The organism is Pseudomonas synxantha, assembly GCF_900105675.1.
In the GTDB taxonomy this organism is placed as follows: Bacteria; Pseudomonadota; Gammaproteobacteria; order Pseudomonadales; family Pseudomonadaceae; genus Aquipseudomonas; species Aquipseudomonas synxantha.
The window spans coordinates 1465610-1481507 of the sequence record NZ_LT629786.1 but is presented as its reverse complement, the minus strand read 5'-3'; the positions used below and the strand labels follow the sequence as shown (position 1 = coordinate 1481507).

Here is a 15898-nt window from a genome sequence, read left to right as displayed (position 1 = left end):
TAGTGACACTGCGCCATATCACTGAAAGCCTGTAGAACCGGGCTATTGAGTCATACCAAAAGGCATTTCGCCGGCTCGAAACCCTCAGCCTGGAAAACGATTCACAGGGCAAAACCGCTCTACATCCATGGCTGGCGAAGCGTCTGGAACGCGGTTACTATTCAAACAATATTTTAAAAACAAGAAATAAAACCAGTCCGTGACGCGTACAGGCAGCTCCCGAACTTGTTACAAGGATTTTCCGGGGCATGCCGACACCGTCGAGACTGCAGGCGTAGTCATAATGACAGACACCCCCACGCACCCAGGCTTGATCTCCCTGCAAGGCATCAGCAAGCGCTATCAGCTGGCCGGGCAGGAGCTGAGCATTCTCAATGACGTGTGCCTGTCCATCGCCAGCGGTGACAGCTGCGGCATCCTCGGTGCCTCCGGCTCCGGCAAAAGCACCCTGCTCAATATCCTCGGCCTGCTGGACCTGCCCAACTGCGGCCAGTACCACTTTGCCGGCCACGATATCTTCAAGGCCAGCCCCGATGAACTGGCGGCGATCCGCAACCGGCAGATCGGTTTCGTGTTCCAGAGCTTCAACCTGCTGCCGCGCCTCAGCGCCCTGGACAACGTTGCCCTGCCCTTGAGTTATCGCGGCATATCGCGCCACGAATCGGTGGAGCAAGCCCAACGCATGCTCGAGCAAGTCGGTTTGGCCGAGCGTGCCCACCATCGCCCCGCCGACCTCTCCGGTGGGCAGCGCCAGCGCGTCGCCATCGCCCGCGCCCTGGTGGGCCAACCCTCGGTGATCCTGGCCGACGAACCCACTGGCAACCTCGACAGCACCACCGCCCAGGACATCATGGAGCTGCTGCTCACCCTCAACCGTGAGCAACAGGTCACGTTGATCATTGTCACCCACGACGCGCACATCGCAGAGCGCCTGGAGCGCAAGATCCTGGTGCGCAATGGCGTGGTGCACGAGGCCGGGCGCCGATGAGCCTGGGGGTCGAGCAGAGCCTGAGCCAACTGCTGCATGAAGCGTTCATCAGCCTGCGTACCCTGGGCAAGCGTTCGATCCTGGCGTTGCTGGGCATCGTGATCGGTAGCTCCTCGGTGGTGGCGCTGATCAATATCGGCCACAACGCAGCAGTGGACGCGGCGATGATTTTCAAGGACATGGGTACCGACACCCTGATCGCCCAGTTCCCGCCCAAGGGCAGCAGCAATGTGCCGATGCGCACCCGGCTCGACCTCGACGGCGTACGCCTGGCGGTGCCGGGCATTGCCCATATCGGCGCCCTCAGCCTGTTCAGCGGGCCTATCGTGTTCCATGGCCGCACCACCAATGCCAACCTGGTCGGCAGCACCCCGGATATCTATGCGGCCATGCGCCTGGGCATGCGCGAGGGGCGTTTCCTGTCAGCCTTCGACGCCAACGAAACCTACGCCGTGATCGGTGACCAACTCGCCCAGGCCCTCGGAGCACCGGGAGACCCATTGAGGCTGGGTGATCGCGTGCGCATCAACGACTATCTGTTCCTGGTCGTCGGCATCCTGCACAACCAGCCCCGGGCCATGCTGATGCCGGTGCAAGCCAACGAATCGCTGTTTATTCCCGCCGAGGGCATGCGCCGCGTCTATGCCAGCCCGCAGATCAGCAATGTGATCATCCGTGCGACGCCGGGGCAGGACATGGAACGTATTGCCCGAGACGCTAGCGCTGCGTTGCAACCGCAACTCACCGAGCATGACGTCGACATCACCGTGCCCCAGCAGATGATCGACGGCATGACGCGCCAAAGCCGCACCTTCGCCTATCTTTTGCTGGCCCTCGGCGCGATCTCCCTGGTGGGCGGCGGAGTCGGGGTGATGAACGTAATGCTGATGAACGTCTCGGAGCGCCGCCGCGAGATTGGCATTCGCATGGCCTTGGGCGCACGCCAGCGGGATATCCGCAACCTGTTCCTGCTTGAAGCCGTTACCCTCACCGCCGTGGGTGCGCTGTGTGGCGCGGTATTGGGCATGACCGCTGCGTGGCTGTATGCCTGGCTGTCGGGCTGGGCATTTGCCCTGGCGGCGGCCGCCCTGCCCCTGGGGGTGGGTAGTACCTTGCTGGTGGGCTTGTTCTTCGGCATCTATCCGGCGGTCTCGGCCTCGCGGTTGCAACCAGTGGAGGCCTTGCGCGATGAGTAAATGGCTGTGGTTGCTGGCGCTGATCAGCCTGCCCGGTGTGGCTGCCGAGGTGGTCGTCAAGCCATCGGCGCCCAGCAGCACGCGCAGCGCCTATGACCGCGGCGTGTCGCTCAATGCCCAGGTCACCACCATGACCCTGGGCGATGCCGTGTACCTGGGCCTGCGCAACAATCCGGCGATCCGCAGCGCCTATCTGCAACGAGTGGCGCAGAAGTTTGACCTGCGCGTCGCCGAAGATGTGTTCAACCCCAAGCTCACCCTCAACAGTAATTACCGTACCAGCCGGGGCTCCCAGGACAACGCCCGCAACGCCAGTGTGGCGCCGACCAGCAGCCTGCTCGGCGAATACGGCACGCGCCTGAGCATGGCGTGGACCCAGCAGTTGAATAACGCCAACCGCGCCGGCCGCTACCGCAGCGACGGCCTCGACCTGGCGATCATCCAACCGCTGATGCGCGGGGCCGGCTGGGACGCCACCACCGCGCCGCTGCGCCTGTCGCGTCTGGCCGAGCAGGCCAACCGCCTGAACCTCAAGGCCACCGTGGCGCAGACCATCAGCCAGATCATCGCCACCTACCGCGAACTCCTTCGCGCCCAGGAGCAATTGGTGATCGTCCAGGAAGCCCTCAAGCGTTCCAACACCTTGCTGGACGTCAACAAAGCGCTGATCAGCGCCGGGCGCATGGCCGAGTTCGAGATCGTGCAGACCGAAGCCGATATCGCCACCCAGCAATTGGGCGTGGAAGAAGCCCAGAACCAACTGGACACCAACCGCCTGGCCTTGCTGCGCCTGCTGGCCCTGGACCTCTCCACACCGATTCGCGCCACCGAAGCCCTGGAGGCCAACCCCATGGACATCGACAAGCGCCAAGCCTTCAACCTGGCGCAGAACCAGCAACCTGAATACCTCGCCGCCCTGCTGGGTAGCCAGCAGGCCGATCTCAACCTGGTGATCGCCAAGGACTCCGGGCGCTGGCAGGTGGACCTGGTGGCCGGCGCCAACCAGGTGCGCGACGCCTACGACAACGACAACGGCCACACCAATAACCGCACCTGGGATAGCTACGCTGGCGTGCAGGTGCAGATCCCCATTGGCGACATCAGCACACGCCAGGCCGAAGTCCGCGCACGGGTGAATGTGGAGGATCAGGAAATCCGCATTACCGACGCCCGCCAGGAGCTGGAGCGCAACGTCAACAACGTGGTACGTGACCTCGGCACCCGCTGGCGCCAATATGAGATTTCCAAGCGCGCCGTGGAGTTGTCGCGGCGCAAGATCGAGATCGAGCGGGAAAAACTCAGTGCCGGGCGCTCCACCAACTTCCAGGTATTGAGCTTCGAAACCGACCTGCGCAATGCCGAAAACGCCCAGCTCAATGCGCTGATCGCTTATCTGAACGCCCAGACCCAGCTCGATCTGACCCTGGGCATGACGCTGGAAAGTTGGGAAATCGCCCTTAATGACTACTAATCAAAAACGCTTGCTGGCCTTCGCCTTGATCGTGCTGCTGGCCGGCGCGGCCATCGGCCTGCTCAGCCAGCGCAGCGACGCCGAGCAGGCCAGCACCGCCGAACAGTGGCTGGCGGTGAAGCCCGACCCGCTGGTGCACCAGATCGGCCTGGTGGGCAAGATCGAGCCCGACACTACCGTCACCCTCACGGCGCCGTTCGACGGCAATGTGCTGGCCAATCTGGTCGAGCAAGGCCAACGTGTCGAAGCCGGCCAGGTGCTGTTGCGCATGGACCCCGCCACCCTTGAAGTGCAACTGCGCGATGCCCTCTCCGCCCAGCTCAAGGCCCGGCGTGCCGTACAGGAAATGCAGGACTGGGATAGTAGCCCCGCCGTCAGCCGTGCTCGCCGCAGTTTGCGCACCGCAGAAATGACCGCCGGTAATACCCAGCGCAAACTCACCGAGAGTGAAAACCTGTTCAAGCGCGGCATCATTCCGCGCAACGAACTGGACGATCTCAAGCAGCAAACTCAACAGCAGCAACTGGACCTGGCAGCGGCGCGCAGCGAACTGCAACAGGCCCAGGACCAAGGCAGAGGCGAATACCGACAGATTGCCGAAATGGAGCTGACCAACGCCACGGTGAAATACCAAGCCCTGCAAAAACTCCTTGAAGGCAAGGAGGTGAAGGCGCCGTTCTCCGGCATCGTGGTGCCCGCGCCCGGCAGCACCAACACCGCCCAAGGTGGCGGTAACAACAACACGCCGGTGCAGGCCGGCAGCAAGGTCAGCCAGGGCCAGGTGCTATTCGGACTGGCCAATATCGAGCGGCTGAAAATCGTCGCCAAGGTCTCCGAGCTGGACATCAACCGGTTGCACCAGGGCCAGGCGGTGGAAGTGATGGGCGATGGCTTCGACGGCGAACGGCTGACCGGCTCGGTCAGCGTGGTCAGCGGCTTGGCCATCGCCAGCGACAACCAGGGCAGCGCGCAGTTTCCGGTGACCCTGTCGATACCGAAGCTGACGCCGCAGCAGCTGCAGCGGGTGCGCCTGGGCATGAGCGCGCGGTTGACCATCGTGACCTACAACAATGACCAGGCGCTGGTGATTCCCAGCCAGGCGATTCATCCGGATATGACGGTAGAGTATCGGCCAGCGATGGATAAACCGGTGGAGCGGGTAAAGGTGACCACCGGGCAATCGACACCACAAGGGGTTGAGGTGTTTGGGCTGAAGCCCGGTTTTGTGAAAACCTCAAACTAAACGCAGATCAAATGTGGGAGGGGGCTTGCTCCCGATAGCGGTGTGTCAACCACTGACCTGCTTACTGACACCCCGTCATCGGGAGCAAGCCCCCTCCCACATTTAAATCTGTGTCAGCTTGGCGGCCAGTGCCTTGGCTTGAAGCGCAACATCGGTCACCGCCGTGCTCTCCCACCACATGCCCCGCAACGGCGGGCCCATGGCAAACAGTCGCTGGCTGGCCTGGCCCTGGGCATCCAACACCGCGCCGGCCGCATCCGCCGCAATCCCCAAGGCCAACGGCCCGGGCTGGATCAACCCACGCTTGAGCAGTTGCTGCGGCAATGGCCGGGCCACGCGGCGCCAGTCGTATTCGATGCCGCTGGAGTTGATCAGCGCCGCGCCCGAAACCCGGGTGAGCCCTTGCTCGCCACGATAGCGCACCGCAATGGCGACTCCCTCATCCGACGGCACCAATCCCTTGAACGACGCTGCGCGAATCCGCAACCGCCCTTCTTCCTGCAAACGCGCCACCAACTGCGCACTCAACGGTGGCGAGCGGTGGTGATGGCTTTCCCACCATGGCCGCACATGCCGCACAAACTGGCGTTTCTCACGCTCACTGGCCTGGCTCCATAGACGCGCGATATGCACGCGCACGGTGTCCAGCGGCGCCTGCCAATCGATGCCTTGTTCGAGTGCGAAGAGGCATTGCCGGCGCACCTCCCGCAGCAATTGCCTAGGGCTACACAGGCGTTGGTCCGCGGCCAGGAAGTCGTCCCAACCCGGCGGTTGCCGGCGCACATGGGGCAACAGACCGTGGCGCGAAAAAATCTCGATGGCACCGCGATGTCCAGCCTGTTCCAGGGACACCACGGCGTCGACCATGGTCAACCCGGAGCCGATGATCAGCACCGTTGATTGCGGGTCGAGGCGGGTCATCGCTTGCACGTCCCATGGGTCCAGTGCGGCGGCGTTCATACCGCTGGACTCGGTTAGCGGCGTGCGCGCTGCCGGAAACATGCCGGTGGCCAATACCGCGAAAGCGCCACGCAGTCGTTCGCCATTATCGAGGGTCAACAGCGTGGAGGCTGCGTCGACTTGCAGGTCCACCCCTTCGGCGCGGATATGCTCGACGGTCGACGTAGACAATGCCTTGGCCTCGGCCAGGCGCTGTTGCGCGTACAACCCGAAAATCCCCCGTGGCGGGAACAGTTCGCTGATGGGCACATGCTGCTGGTCCGACTCCGGCCAACCACCGCCAGCGATGTAGTCGGTGAGCCATTGGGTCAGGTCGCCGGCATTGTCCGGGTCGACGCTCATGCGCGCCGCATTGCCGTTCAAGGTATGACCCAGCTCGACCGCGCTATAGGCCTCGCCACGCCCCAGCTCAGCACGCGGCTCGATCACCAGGATGCGCCGCGTGCCCGGCAGGCGCAGCAGCTGCACGGCTAGCATCGTGCCGCTCAGGCCGCCGCCGATGATCAGCACATCGGCGTTGTGGACTTGCATCTCACTTTGTTGCGCCCAGGCCATAGTGACTCCCACTATCAAAACCCTATGAGTTATACCTGTTACTTTTGACAGTATACGCAGCCCAATTCAACCCATAGCCTATTCATCGTGCCCCTCCTTCCAAAGGAAACATCAAATGAATAAGCCTAATCACTCCAAAGCCAAACTTATTTCGGGAACCTGCACTGCCGTCGTGGAGGGCGATGCCGACTTGAAACGCTTTGAAGGCCCCCCGATTCACTTCTACCTGGATGAAGATCGCAACCGATGGTTCATATCAGCCCTCACCGATCCCGTGTCGTTTGAATATCACCAACAAATCGAGCTGATTTTACCCAACGAGGGCCATGTCATAGAAAAAACTTATGAGATCGTCAAAGAATGGGACGCTCAAGGAAAAGCCAATGCTTCATGGGTAAAAAGAACTTCTCATACATTCCGTCCCTATACTGCCTTTAGCGGAAGTGTGGAGGTTACTTTGGATCCCGCCGAGGAGACAGTACACCTCATTTTCAACTTTAAAGCGCAAAGTGGTACACGAATCGTCACCCTTACAAATGGCGATATGAAAGTTAAAGGCACGACGAAACGCCGCAAGGCCAACGCAACAGGTTCAGTGACCTGCGATATCAGCGATGCCGTCAACCGGACCTATCGGTCGATGGAGACTGCGCTCACAACCCAGCCTGCGTCAGGTAGTTTTCCAGCCCATACCAGCGTATGGTCACGAGAGTTTGTCCCAGCGCCTGATCCGCAACCGTTTGACTACCGAGTAGTCTTCAACTTTGCAGAGGGACTTGTACCGGGCGCTTATAACTTCAGTCTGGATAACAGACAGGTGCGTGCATTTGTATTCGACCTCAATCGAAACGTCGCCTGGCCAAGCGAAAGCGGTACGATTACGCTGACCTCAATTCCTGACTTTGAAACATTAGAAGGCCCCCTGTCAGGCGTCTACCACTTTACCGGGACCGCGACACTTACAGATGGCACTAAACTCCGTATAGAAGTCAATAATGGGAAACTCAGCATCGAAAAATAGACCCACTGTTATTTTCAGCCCCGCAAGTTTGAAGTACTTAGACTCGTGACGCACAAACCGTAGGCGCTGGTAAGCGCCTACGGTTTTAACTGATCAGAAAGCGGTTCAGCGTCTGACTTCATACTTTGCGACAGGGGATTGCACCACGTTACCCACGCGGGAAGTGATCATATAACGGGCTGACGCCGCCCCAAGAACGAACGCCTCCGCCGGCAGCATGAAAATAATCGGCCGACCCATGTCGCTGGCGCTCACCACATAAAATGCCTTCCACTCGTCAATGCAGCTCTGGTAGAACACCGTCAACAGATCCCCTACCTCTATACCTTCGTAAGTGTCGACTACATAAGTGCCACCGTTTACTACATCACCAAGATGAATAACCGTGCCGACAGCTTCCTGAATGTAGGGTGCATTGATTGAGGCGCTGGTGACCGCAACAACTTTGTGCAGTTTGGTGATCATTACGAAATCTCCATTTTTTTATAACGCTGGTGTCGCCCAAATTGCCGAAGCAACTCAAGACTCACTGGCTGTCGAATGGAGTAAACGCGTTTTTTCAGGTTTGCTCTACTGTGAACACTAACAGGTATAAACCAGTTGACGGCCCGGTTAGATCACGACATTACGAACAAATCGCACCGCCACATCACCCTCATTGCGATAGCCGTGGGATTGCCGGCTGGCGAACATATAGAACTCCCCGGCCGCGACGGTGTGTTCTTTGTCGTCGAGAAACAGGGTCAATGCACCTTCATACACAAACAACTGCACGCTCCAACCTTCCGGGTCTGGCTCGGGGCTGTAGCGATCCCCCGGCTCCAGGCGCATCTCCCACAACTCCACTTCGCGCCGGGCGGTGGCTTTGGCGAGCAGTACGGCTTTGCTGCCGGGGATCTCACCGGCCCAGGCCAGCTCATTGATACGACTATGGTCAGGCGCATCCGGGGCCTGGATCAAGTCGCTGAATGCCACCTCCAGCGCTTCGGCCACACGGTCGAGGGTGGACAGGCTGACGTTCTTCTCCCCCGCTTCAATCGCTACCAGCATGCGCCGGCTGACCCCGGACTTTTCCGAGAGCGCAGTCTGGCTCAGGTCGGCGGCATGACGCAGGCGACGGACGTTCTGGCTGACGTGTTGAAGGACCGAGGCCCGTTGCGGATTTTCTTTGTGCACTATATTGCTCAATTGGTAGGTGTGCGCAGTATACTGCCCAGCAGTGCGGCGCATTGTGCGGTCCGTGCTTTTCCCTTGCAAGACCGAGCCGCCATGATCGCCCCGACCCCCCCTTCGCGTTTCAATCGTTTCAGCAAAGCCGAATGCATCCTGGTGGTAATCACCATGTTTTGGGGCGGCACCTTCTTGCTCGTACAGCATGCCATGACCGTCAGCGGGCCGATGTTTTTCGTGGGCCTGCGCTTTGCCGCCGCCGCTATCGTGGTGGGCTGCTTTTCCTTGCGCACCTTGCGCGATCTGACGCTGTTTGAGTTGAAGGCCGGGATGTTTATCGGCGTGGCGATCATGTTTGGCTACGGTTTGCAGACCATTGGCTTGCAGACGATCCTGAGCAGCCAGTCGGCGTTTATCACCGCGCTGTATGTACCCTTCGTGCCGTTATTGCAGTGGCTGGTGCTCGGCAAGCGTCCGGGGTTGATGCCAAGCATCGGCATCATGCTGGCGTTTGCCGGGTTGATGCTGCTGACAGGCCCTGCGGGCGCTTCGCTGGATTTCAGCGCGGGTGAAATCGCTACCTTGATCGGCGCGGTGGCGATTGCGGCCGAGATTATTCTGATCAGCGCGTTTGCCGGGCAGGTGGACGTGCGCCGGGTAACTGTAGTGCAACTGGCAACGGCGTCAGTGCTGTCGTTCATGCTGGTGGTGCCGATGGGCGAGGCGTTGCCGGGCTTTTCGTGGTTGCTGCTGTTCAGCGCGGTGGGCCTGGGACTGACCAGTGCGGTGATCCAGGTAGCGATGAACTGGGCGCAGCAGAGTGTGTCACCCACCCGTGCCACCTTGATTTACGCCGGTGAGCCGGTGTGGGCCGGGGTGGTCGGGCGGATTGCCGGAGAGCGGTTCCCGCCGATTGCGATGCTGGGGGCGGTGTTGATTGTGGTGGCGGTGATTGTGAGTGAGCTGAAGACGCGAGGGCAGAAGGCCGTCGAATTGATCGATGAGATGGAACAGGAACGTCATGGTTGAGGTCCGAACTGCAGCGGCGCACTTCAGATAGCCATCGGGGGCAAGCCCCCTCCCACATTGACCGGGGCCGTTGGTTGGAAAGCGGCCACCTGAAACAATGCCAAATGAGAGTCTTCGGCCTATCTTGTAGGATCCTGCCACATCTTGCCGTTTGGTGATCGCGAAAGCGGCACGTATGATGCATCCCAAACTCCCGCAGATTAGAAGCCTATGTCCCTGATAGTTCTACTGCTTCTGCCTTTTATCGGCAGCTGTCTGGCGGCCTTGCTGCCGCACAATGCACGTAACACCGAATCCCTGTTGGCCGGCCTTGTGGCGCTGGTCGGCACCATTCAAGTAGCCCTGCTCTACCCCCAGATCGCCCACGGTGGCGTGATCCGCGAAGAATTCATGTGGTTGCCCAGCCTGGGGCTGAACTTCGTGTTGCGCATGGATGGGTTTGCCTGGCTGTTCTCGATGCTGGTGCTCGGCATCGGCACGCTGGTGTCGCTGTATGCGCGTTACTACATGTCGCCGGATGATCCGGTGCCGCGTTTCTTCGCGTTTTTCCTGGCGTTCATGGGCGCCATGCTCGGCCTGGTGATCTCCGGCAACCTGATCCAGATCGTGTTCTTCTGGGAACTGACCAGCCTGTTCTCGTTCCTGCTGATCGGCTATTGGCACCACCGCGCCGATGCGCGACGTGGCGCGTATATGGCGCTGATGGTCACCGGTGCCGGCGGCTTGTGCCTGCTGGCCGGGGTGATGCTGCTGGGGCATATTGTCGGCAGCTATGACCTGGACCAGGTGCTGGCAGCGGGCGATCAGATTCGTGCGCATTCGCTGTACCCGGTCATGCTGGCCCTGGTGCTGGTCGGCGCCTTGAGCAAAAGCGCGCAGTTCCCCTTCCACTTCTGGCTGCCCCATGCCATGGCGGCACCGACGCCGGTTTCGGCCTACCTGCATTCGGCGACGATGGTGAAGGCCGGCGTGTTCCTGCTGGCCCGCCTGTGGCCGTCGCTGTCCGGCAGCGAAGAATGGTTCTGGATCGTCGGCGGTGCCGGCGCCCTCACCCTCCTCCTCGGCGCCTACTGCGCCATGTTTCAAAACGACCTCAAGGGCCTGCTGGCCTACTCCACCATCAGCCACCTCGGGCTGATCACCCTGTTGCTGGGCCTTAACAGCCCGCTGGCCGCCGTCGCCGCGGTGTTCCATATCCTCAACCACGCCACCTTCAAGGCGTCGCTGTTCATGGCGGCGGGCATCATCGACCACGAAAGCGGCACGCGGGATATCCGCAGGCTCAGTGGCCTGGTACGCCTGATCCCGTTTACCGCGACCCTGGCCATGGTCGCCAGTGCGTCCATGGCCGGGGTACCGCTGCTCAACGGCTTTCTGTCCAAAGAGATGTTCTTCGCCGAGACCGTGTTTATCTCCTCGACCCAATGGGTGGAAATCGCCCTGCCGCTGATCGCGACCATCGCCGGTACGTTCAGCGTGGCATACGCCCTGCGCTTCACCGTGGATGTGTTCTTCGGCCCGCCCGCCACCGATTTGCCGCACACGCCCCATGAACCCCCGCGCTGGATGCGTGCGCCGGTCGAACTGCTGGTATTCACCTGCCTGCTGGTGGGGATTTTCCCGGCCCAGGTGGTGGGTTCGATCCTTGCCGCTGCGGCGCTGCCGGTGGTCGGTGGCGTGCTGCCCGAATACAGCCTGGCGATCTGGCACGGCTGGAACGCACCGATGATCATGAGCCTGGTGGCCATGTGCGGCGGCGTGGTGCTGTATCTGCTGCTGCGCAAGCAACTCAAGCGCGGGCGCTTCAAGTACCCGCCGCTGATCAGCTACTTCAACGGCAAGCGCGGTTTCGAGCGCAGCCTGGTGGTGATGATGCGCGGCGTGCGCCGGATCGAGAAACGCATCAGCACCAAGCGCCTGCAAACCCAGTTGTTCCTGTTGGTGCTGCTGGCGGTGGTCGGCGCGATGATCCCCATGCTCAACAGTGGTCTCAGCTGGGGCGACCGGCCGAAGATCCCGGGCTCCATCGTGTTCGTCACTCTGTGGTTGCTGGCAATTGCCTGCGCCCTCGGCGCCGCCTGGCAAGCCAAGTACCACCGGTTGGCGGCCCTGACCATGGTCAGCGTGTGCGGCCTGATGACCTGCGTCACCTTCGTGTGGTTCTCGGCGCCGGACCTGGCCCTGACCCAACTGGTGGTGGAAGTGGTCACCACCGTGCTGATCCTGCTCGGCCTGCGCTGGCTGCCACGGCGGATCGAAGAGGTGTGGCCACTGCCCAACACCCTGCGCAAGGCGCGCATTCGCCGGGTGCGCGACTTCCTGCTGTCCACCGTGGTGGGCGGCGGCATGGCGCTGTTGTCCTACGCGATGCTGACCCGCCAGACGCCCAACGATATCTCCTCGTTCTACTTGAGCCGCGCCCTGCCCGAAGGCGGCGGCAGCAATGTGGTGAACGTGATGCTCGTGGACTTCCGCGGTTTCGACACCCTGGGCGAGATCACCGTGCTTGGCGCCGTGGCATTGACCGTCTATGCCCTGCTGCGACGCTTCCGCCCGTCCAAGGAAAGCATGGAGTTGCCGCCACAACAGCGCCAACTGGCACCGGACGTGGCCACCGACCTGGTCAACCCACGCCAGGCCAGCGACACCGCCCTGGGCTTCATGATGGTGCCGGCGGTGCTGGTGCGCCTGCTGCTGCCGATTGCGCTGGTGGTCTCGTTCTACCTGTTCATGCGCGGCCACAACCAACCGGGCGGTGGTTTTGTTGCCGGCTTGGTGATGTCAGTGGCGTTTATCCTGCAATACATGGTGGCGGGTACCCAATGGGTCGAGGCGCAAATGAGCCTGCGGCCGATGCGCTGGATGGGCTTTGGCCTGCTGTCGGCGACCCTGACTGGCCTGGGCGCGCTGTTCGTTGGCTACCCGTTCCTGACCACCCATACCTGGCATTTCAGCCTGCCACTGCTGGGCGACATTCATATCGCCAGTGCGCTGTTCTTCGATGTCGGCGTGTACGCGATGGTCGTGGGCTCCACGCTGCTGATGCTCACTGCCCTCGGCCATCAGTCGGTGCGGGCGCATAAACCGAGCAACCAGGCCAAAGTTGCCGCAACCGAAGGAGCCGCCTGATGGAAGAAGTCATCGCAATAGCCATTGGGGTCCTTGCGGCCTCCGGCGTCTGGTTGATCCTGCGGCCACGGACGTTCCAGGTGGTGATGGGGCTGTGCCTGTTGTCCTACGGCGTCAATCTGTTCATTTTCAGCATGGGCAGCCTGTTCATTGGCAAGGAGCCGATTATCAAGGACGGCGTGCCCCAGGACCTGCTCCACTACACCGACCCGCTGCCCCAGGCCCTGGTGCTGACGGCCATCGTGATCAGCTTCGCCATGACCGCGCTGTTCCTGGTGGTGCTGCTGGCGTCCCGGGGCCTGACCGGCACTGACCATGTGGACGGCCGGGAGCCCAAGGAATGACGTGGATGAACCAACTGATTGTCGCGCCGATCCTGCTGCCACTGCTCACGGCCGGGTTGATGCTGGGCGAAAAGCGTCGCCCGCTGAAAGCCCAGATCAATCTGTTCTCCAGTGTGATCGGCCTGGGCATCGCGATCCTGCTGCTGTACTGGACGCAGCAAAGCGGCCCCGGCTCGATTGGCGTGTACCTGCCGGGCAACTGGCAGGTGCCGTTCGGCATCGTGTTGGTGGTGGACCAACTGTCGGCAATGATGCTGGTGCTGACCGGGATCATCGGCGTGAGCGCGCTGCTGTTCGCCATGGCCCGCTGGGACCGGGCGGGTACCAGCTTCCATGCACTGTTCCAGATCCAGTTGATGGGTTTGTATGGCGCGTTCCTGACCGCCGACCTGTTCAACCTGTTCGTGTTCTTCGAGGTGCTGCTGGCGGCGTCCTACGGCTTGATGTTGCATGGTTCCGGTCGTGCCCGGGTGTCGTCAGGCCTGCATTACATTGCGATCAACCTGCTGGCGTCGTCGCTGTTCCTGATCGGCGCGGCAATGATCTACGGCGTCACCGGCACGCTGAATTTTGCCGACCTGGCATTGAAAATCCCGTTGGTGCCGGAAGCGGATCGTGGCCTGCTGCATGCCGGCGCGGCGATCCTCGCCACGGCGTTCCTGGCCAAGGCCGGCATGTGGCCGCTGAACTTCTGGCTGGCGCCCGCCTACTCGTCGGCCAGCGCGCCGGTGGCGGCGATGTTTGCGATCATGACCAAGGTCGGCGTGTACACCGTACTGCGCCTATGGACCCTGCTGTTTTCCGGCCAGGCCGGGGCTTCCGCACTGTTTGGCGGCGATTGGCTGGTGTATGGCGGCATGGCGACCATCATTTGCGCGGCACTGGCGATGGTGGCGGCGCAGCGCCTGGAGCGCATGGCCAGCCTGAGCATCCTGGTCTCGGCCGGGATCCTGCTGTCGGCAGTGGGGTTTGCCCAGCCGAGCCTGACCGCGGGGGCGTTGTTCTATCTGGTCAGCTCCACCCTCGCGTTGAGTGCGTTGTTCCTGCTGGCGGAGTTGATCGAGCGTTCGCGTTCGGCCAACGACCTGCCGCTGGATGAAGAAATCGATGCGTTGCCCAAGGCCATGGAGTCACTGCATCCGCGTCCTGGGGTGAACCTGGATGATGAGCAGAAAGCCGTGGTCGGCCAGGTGATCCCCTGGACCATGGCCTTCTTGGGCCTGAGCTTTATTGCCTGCGCCTTGTTGATCATCGGCATGCCGCCGCTGTCGGGGTTTATCGGCAAGCTCAGCTTGTTGAGTGCGCTGATCAATCCGTTGGGCCTGGGCAATGCCATCGATGAACCGATTCGCCCTGCGGCCTGGGGCCTGGTGGCATTGCTGATCCTGTCCGGGCTGGCCTCGCTGATCGCCTTTGCGCGCCTGGGCATCCAGCGCTTCTGGACCCCGGAAGAGCGCCCATCGCCGCTGTTGCGTCGTAACGAGTGCCTGCCGATCTTCTTTTTGCTCGGCCTCAGCATCCTGCTGACCTTCAAGGCCGAGCCACTGATGCGTTACACCCAGGCCGCCGCCGACAGCCTGAACAACCCGGAGCGCTACGTGATGGCAGTGCTGGCGACACGCCCGGTACCCAGCCCCAAAGCCCAGGCCGCCGCGCTGGAGGTGCAGCCATGAAGCGTTTGTTCCCTGCTCCGTGGCTGTCATTGGCGTTATGGGTATTGTGGCTGGTGCTGAATCTGTCGATCAGCCCCGGCAACCTGCTGCTGGGCGCGCTGCTGGGCTTTCTTGCACCGTTGCTGATGGCGCCGCTGCGGCCGTTGCCGATCCGCATCCGCCGCCCCGGGGTGATCGTGCGCCTGTTTTTCCTGGTGGGCCGCGACGTGATCCTCTCCAACCTGAATGTGGCCTGGGGCGTCCTGACCTGCGGCACACGAGCGCCGCGCTCGCGCTTTATCAAGATCCCCCTGGACCTGCGCGACGCCAATGGCCTGGCGGTGCTGGCGATGATCACCAGCGTGACCCCAGGCACCGTCTGGTCGGAACTGGCCCTGGACCGCAGCATCCTGCTGTTGCACGTTTTCGACCTGGATGACGAAGCGCAGTTTATCCAGCACTTCAAGCACGCCTATGAACGGCCCCTGATGGAGATCTTCGAATGAGCGCCCTGCTCTCCAATGCGATCCTCGCCAGCCTGTTCCTGTTTTCCCTGGCCATGGTGCTGACCCTGATCCGCCTGTTCAGAGGCCCCTCGGCCCAGGACCGGGTACTGGCGCTGGACTACCTGTATATCCTGGCGATGCTGATGATGCTGGTGTTGGGCATCCGGTATGCCAGTGACACCTACTTTGAAGCAGCGTTGTTGATTGCGCTGTTCGGCTTCGTCGGCTCGTTTGCCCTGGCCAAATTCCTGCTGCGTGGGGAGGTGATTGAATGATGCCGTTATGGGTTGAAGTGAGCGTAGCCGTGCTGCTGGTAGTGAGCAGCGTGTTTGCACTGATCGGTGCTATCGGCTTGCTGCGGATGAAGAGCTTTTTCCAGCGCATGCACCCACCCGCGCTCGCCTCGACATTGGGCGCATGGAGTGTGGCGTTGGCGTCGATCATCTACTTTTCGACGCTCAAGTCCGGGCCGGTGTTGCACGGCTGGTTGATCCCGATTCTGCTGTCGATCACCGTGCCGGTAACTACCCTGCTGCTGGCGCGCACCGCGTTGTTCCGCAAACGCATGGCCGGTGATGACGTACCGGCCGAGGTTAGCAGCCGTCGCTGATCCTACGGCGCAGCGTCTGAAACA

General features: G+C 61.6%; 15 protein-coding genes. 12 read left to right on the top strand and 3 right to left on the bottom strand.

The features are described from left to right. Nucleotides 1–283 precede the first annotated feature (283 nt). The 4 genes from BLU48_RS07010 to BLU48_RS06995 are packed head-to-tail and all read left to right on the top strand — an operon-like array spanning nt 284 to nt 4898. Nucleotides 284–988 carry an ABC transporter ATP-binding protein gene (locus tag BLU48_RS07010; protein ID WP_057024301.1) on the top strand — a complete coding sequence of 235 codons (705 nt, stop codon included), beginning with the start codon at nt 284–286 and terminating at the stop codon, nt 986–988. Then, complete coding sequence (locus tag BLU48_RS07005) at nt 985–2184, top strand: ABC transporter permease (RefSeq protein ID WP_057024300.1); 1200 nt, start codon at nt 985–987, stop codon at nt 2182–2184. Before BLU48_RS07010 ends, BLU48_RS07005 begins: the two co-directional genes overlap by 4 nt. Then, on the top strand, nt 2177–3655 hold the full coding sequence (locus BLU48_RS07000; protein ID WP_057024299.1) for a TolC family protein: 1479 nt from the start codon (nt 2177–2179) through the stop codon (nt 3653–3655). The genes BLU48_RS07005 and BLU48_RS07000 overlap by 8 nt, the downstream gene beginning before the upstream one ends. Beyond that, on the top strand, nt 3645–4898 hold the full coding sequence (locus tag BLU48_RS06995) for an efflux RND transporter periplasmic adaptor subunit (protein ID WP_057024298.1): 1254 nt from the start codon (nt 3645–3647) through the stop codon (nt 4896–4898). Before BLU48_RS07000 ends, BLU48_RS06995 begins: the two co-directional genes overlap by 11 nt. Before the next feature lie 102 nt (nt 4899–5000). Here BLU48_RS06995 and BLU48_RS06990 read toward each other — a convergent pair whose 3' ends face one another. Beyond that, nucleotides 5001–6413 carry an FAD/NAD(P)-binding protein gene (locus tag BLU48_RS06990; protein WP_231989020.1) on the bottom strand — a complete coding sequence of 471 codons (1413 nt, stop codon included), beginning with the start codon at nt 6411–6413 and terminating at the stop codon, nt 5001–5003. A gap of 115 nt (nt 6414–6528) precedes the next feature. Here BLU48_RS06990 and BLU48_RS06985 point away from each other — a divergent pair, with 115 nt between their 5' ends. Beyond that, on the top strand, nt 6529–7434 hold the full coding sequence (locus BLU48_RS06985; RefSeq protein ID WP_057024297.1) for a hypothetical protein: 906 nt from the start codon (nt 6529–6531) through the stop codon (nt 7432–7434). Between the two features lie 105 nt (nt 7435–7539). Here the strand turns inward: BLU48_RS06985 and BLU48_RS06980 are convergent, their stop codons facing one another. Continuing rightward, nucleotides 7540–7899, bottom strand: a complete 360-nt coding sequence (locus BLU48_RS06980) for a hypothetical protein (protein ID WP_057024296.1) — start codon at nt 7897–7899, stop codon at nt 7540–7542. A 147-nt stretch (nt 7900–8046) separates the two neighbouring features. Then, entirely contained in the window at nt 8047–8610 is a 564-nt protein-coding gene (locus BLU48_RS06975) for a helix-turn-helix domain-containing protein (RefSeq protein ID WP_057024422.1), read from the bottom strand. A 93-nt stretch (nt 8611–8703) separates the two neighbouring features. On the opposite strand from BLU48_RS06975, the gene BLU48_RS06970 reads away from it, so the two are divergent. The 7 genes from BLU48_RS06970 (at nt 8704) to BLU48_RS06940 (ending at nt 15874) form a co-directional block, all read left to right on the top strand. After that, on the top strand, nt 8704–9633 hold the full coding sequence (locus BLU48_RS06970; RefSeq protein ID WP_057024295.1) for a DMT family transporter: 930 nt from the start codon (nt 8704–8706) through the stop codon (nt 9631–9633). Nucleotides 9634–9843: 210 nt separating this feature from the next. Then, nucleotides 9844–12762, top strand: a complete 2919-nt coding sequence (locus tag BLU48_RS06965) for a monovalent cation/H+ antiporter subunit A (protein ID WP_057024294.1) — start codon at nt 9844–9846, stop codon at nt 12760–12762. Then, on the top strand, nt 12762–13106 hold the full coding sequence (locus BLU48_RS06960) for a Na+/H+ antiporter subunit C (RefSeq protein WP_007986256.1): 345 nt from the start codon (nt 12762–12764) through the stop codon (nt 13104–13106). Before BLU48_RS06965 ends, BLU48_RS06960 begins: the two co-directional genes overlap by 1 nt. Beyond that, nucleotides 13103–14779, top strand: coding sequence for a monovalent cation/H+ antiporter subunit D (locus BLU48_RS06955; RefSeq protein WP_057024293.1), 1677 nt, complete (start codon nt 13103–13105; stop codon nt 14777–14779). The genes BLU48_RS06960 and BLU48_RS06955 overlap by 4 nt, the downstream gene beginning before the upstream one ends. Continuing rightward, nucleotides 14776–15264, top strand: coding sequence for a Na+/H+ antiporter subunit E (locus BLU48_RS06950; RefSeq protein WP_046068664.1), 489 nt, complete (start codon nt 14776–14778; stop codon nt 15262–15264). Before BLU48_RS06955 ends, BLU48_RS06950 begins: the two co-directional genes overlap by 4 nt. Then, entirely contained in the window at nt 15261–15539 is a 279-nt protein-coding gene (locus BLU48_RS06945) for a K+/H+ antiporter subunit F (protein ID WP_043046539.1), read from the top strand. The genes BLU48_RS06950 and BLU48_RS06945 overlap by 4 nt, the downstream gene beginning before the upstream one ends. Then, nucleotides 15536–15874: a Na+/H+ antiporter subunit G gene (locus BLU48_RS06940; protein ID WP_057024292.1), complete on the top strand. Its 339-nt coding sequence runs from the start codon at nt 15536–15538 to the stop codon at nt 15872–15874. Before BLU48_RS06945 ends, BLU48_RS06940 begins: the two co-directional genes overlap by 4 nt. The last annotated feature ends 24 nt before the right edge of the window (nt 15875–15898 follow it).

Coding starts and splice junctions, on each gene's coding strand:
- BLU48_RS07010 (WP_057024301.1), top strand. CDS start 284: ATGACAGACACCCCCACGCACCCAGGCTTGATCTCCCTGCAAGGCATC.
- BLU48_RS07005 (WP_057024300.1), top strand. CDS start 985: ATGAGCCTGGGGGTCGAGCAGAGCCTGAGCCAACTGCTGCATGAAGCG.
- BLU48_RS07000 (WP_057024299.1), top strand. CDS start 2,177: ATGAGTAAATGGCTGTGGTTGCTGGCGCTGATCAGCCTGCCCGGTGTG.
- BLU48_RS06995 (WP_057024298.1), top strand. CDS start 3,645: ATGACTACTAATCAAAAACGCTTGCTGGCCTTCGCCTTGATCGTGCTG.
- BLU48_RS06990 (WP_231989020.1), bottom strand. CDS start 6,413: ATGGCCTGGGCGCAACAAAGTGAGATGCAAGTCCACAACGCCGATGTG.
- BLU48_RS06985 (WP_057024297.1), top strand. CDS start 6,529: ATGAATAAGCCTAATCACTCCAAAGCCAAACTTATTTCGGGAACCTGC.
- BLU48_RS06980 (WP_057024296.1), bottom strand. CDS start 7,899: ATGATCACCAAACTGCACAAAGTTGTTGCGGTCACCAGCGCCTCAATC.
- BLU48_RS06970 (WP_057024295.1), top strand. CDS start 8,704: ATGATCGCCCCGACCCCCCCTTCGCGTTTCAATCGTTTCAGCAAAGCC.
- BLU48_RS06965 (WP_057024294.1), top strand. CDS start 9,844: ATGTCCCTGATAGTTCTACTGCTTCTGCCTTTTATCGGCAGCTGTCTG.
- BLU48_RS06960 (WP_007986256.1), top strand. CDS start 12,762: ATGGAAGAAGTCATCGCAATAGCCATTGGGGTCCTTGCGGCCTCCGGC.
- BLU48_RS06955 (WP_057024293.1), top strand. CDS start 13,103: ATGACGTGGATGAACCAACTGATTGTCGCGCCGATCCTGCTGCCACTG.
- BLU48_RS06950 (WP_046068664.1), top strand. CDS start 14,776: ATGAAGCGTTTGTTCCCTGCTCCGTGGCTGTCATTGGCGTTATGGGTA.
- BLU48_RS06945 (WP_043046539.1), top strand. CDS start 15,261: ATGAGCGCCCTGCTCTCCAATGCGATCCTCGCCAGCCTGTTCCTGTTT.
- BLU48_RS06940 (WP_057024292.1), top strand. CDS start 15,536: ATGATGCCGTTATGGGTTGAAGTGAGCGTAGCCGTGCTGCTGGTAGTG.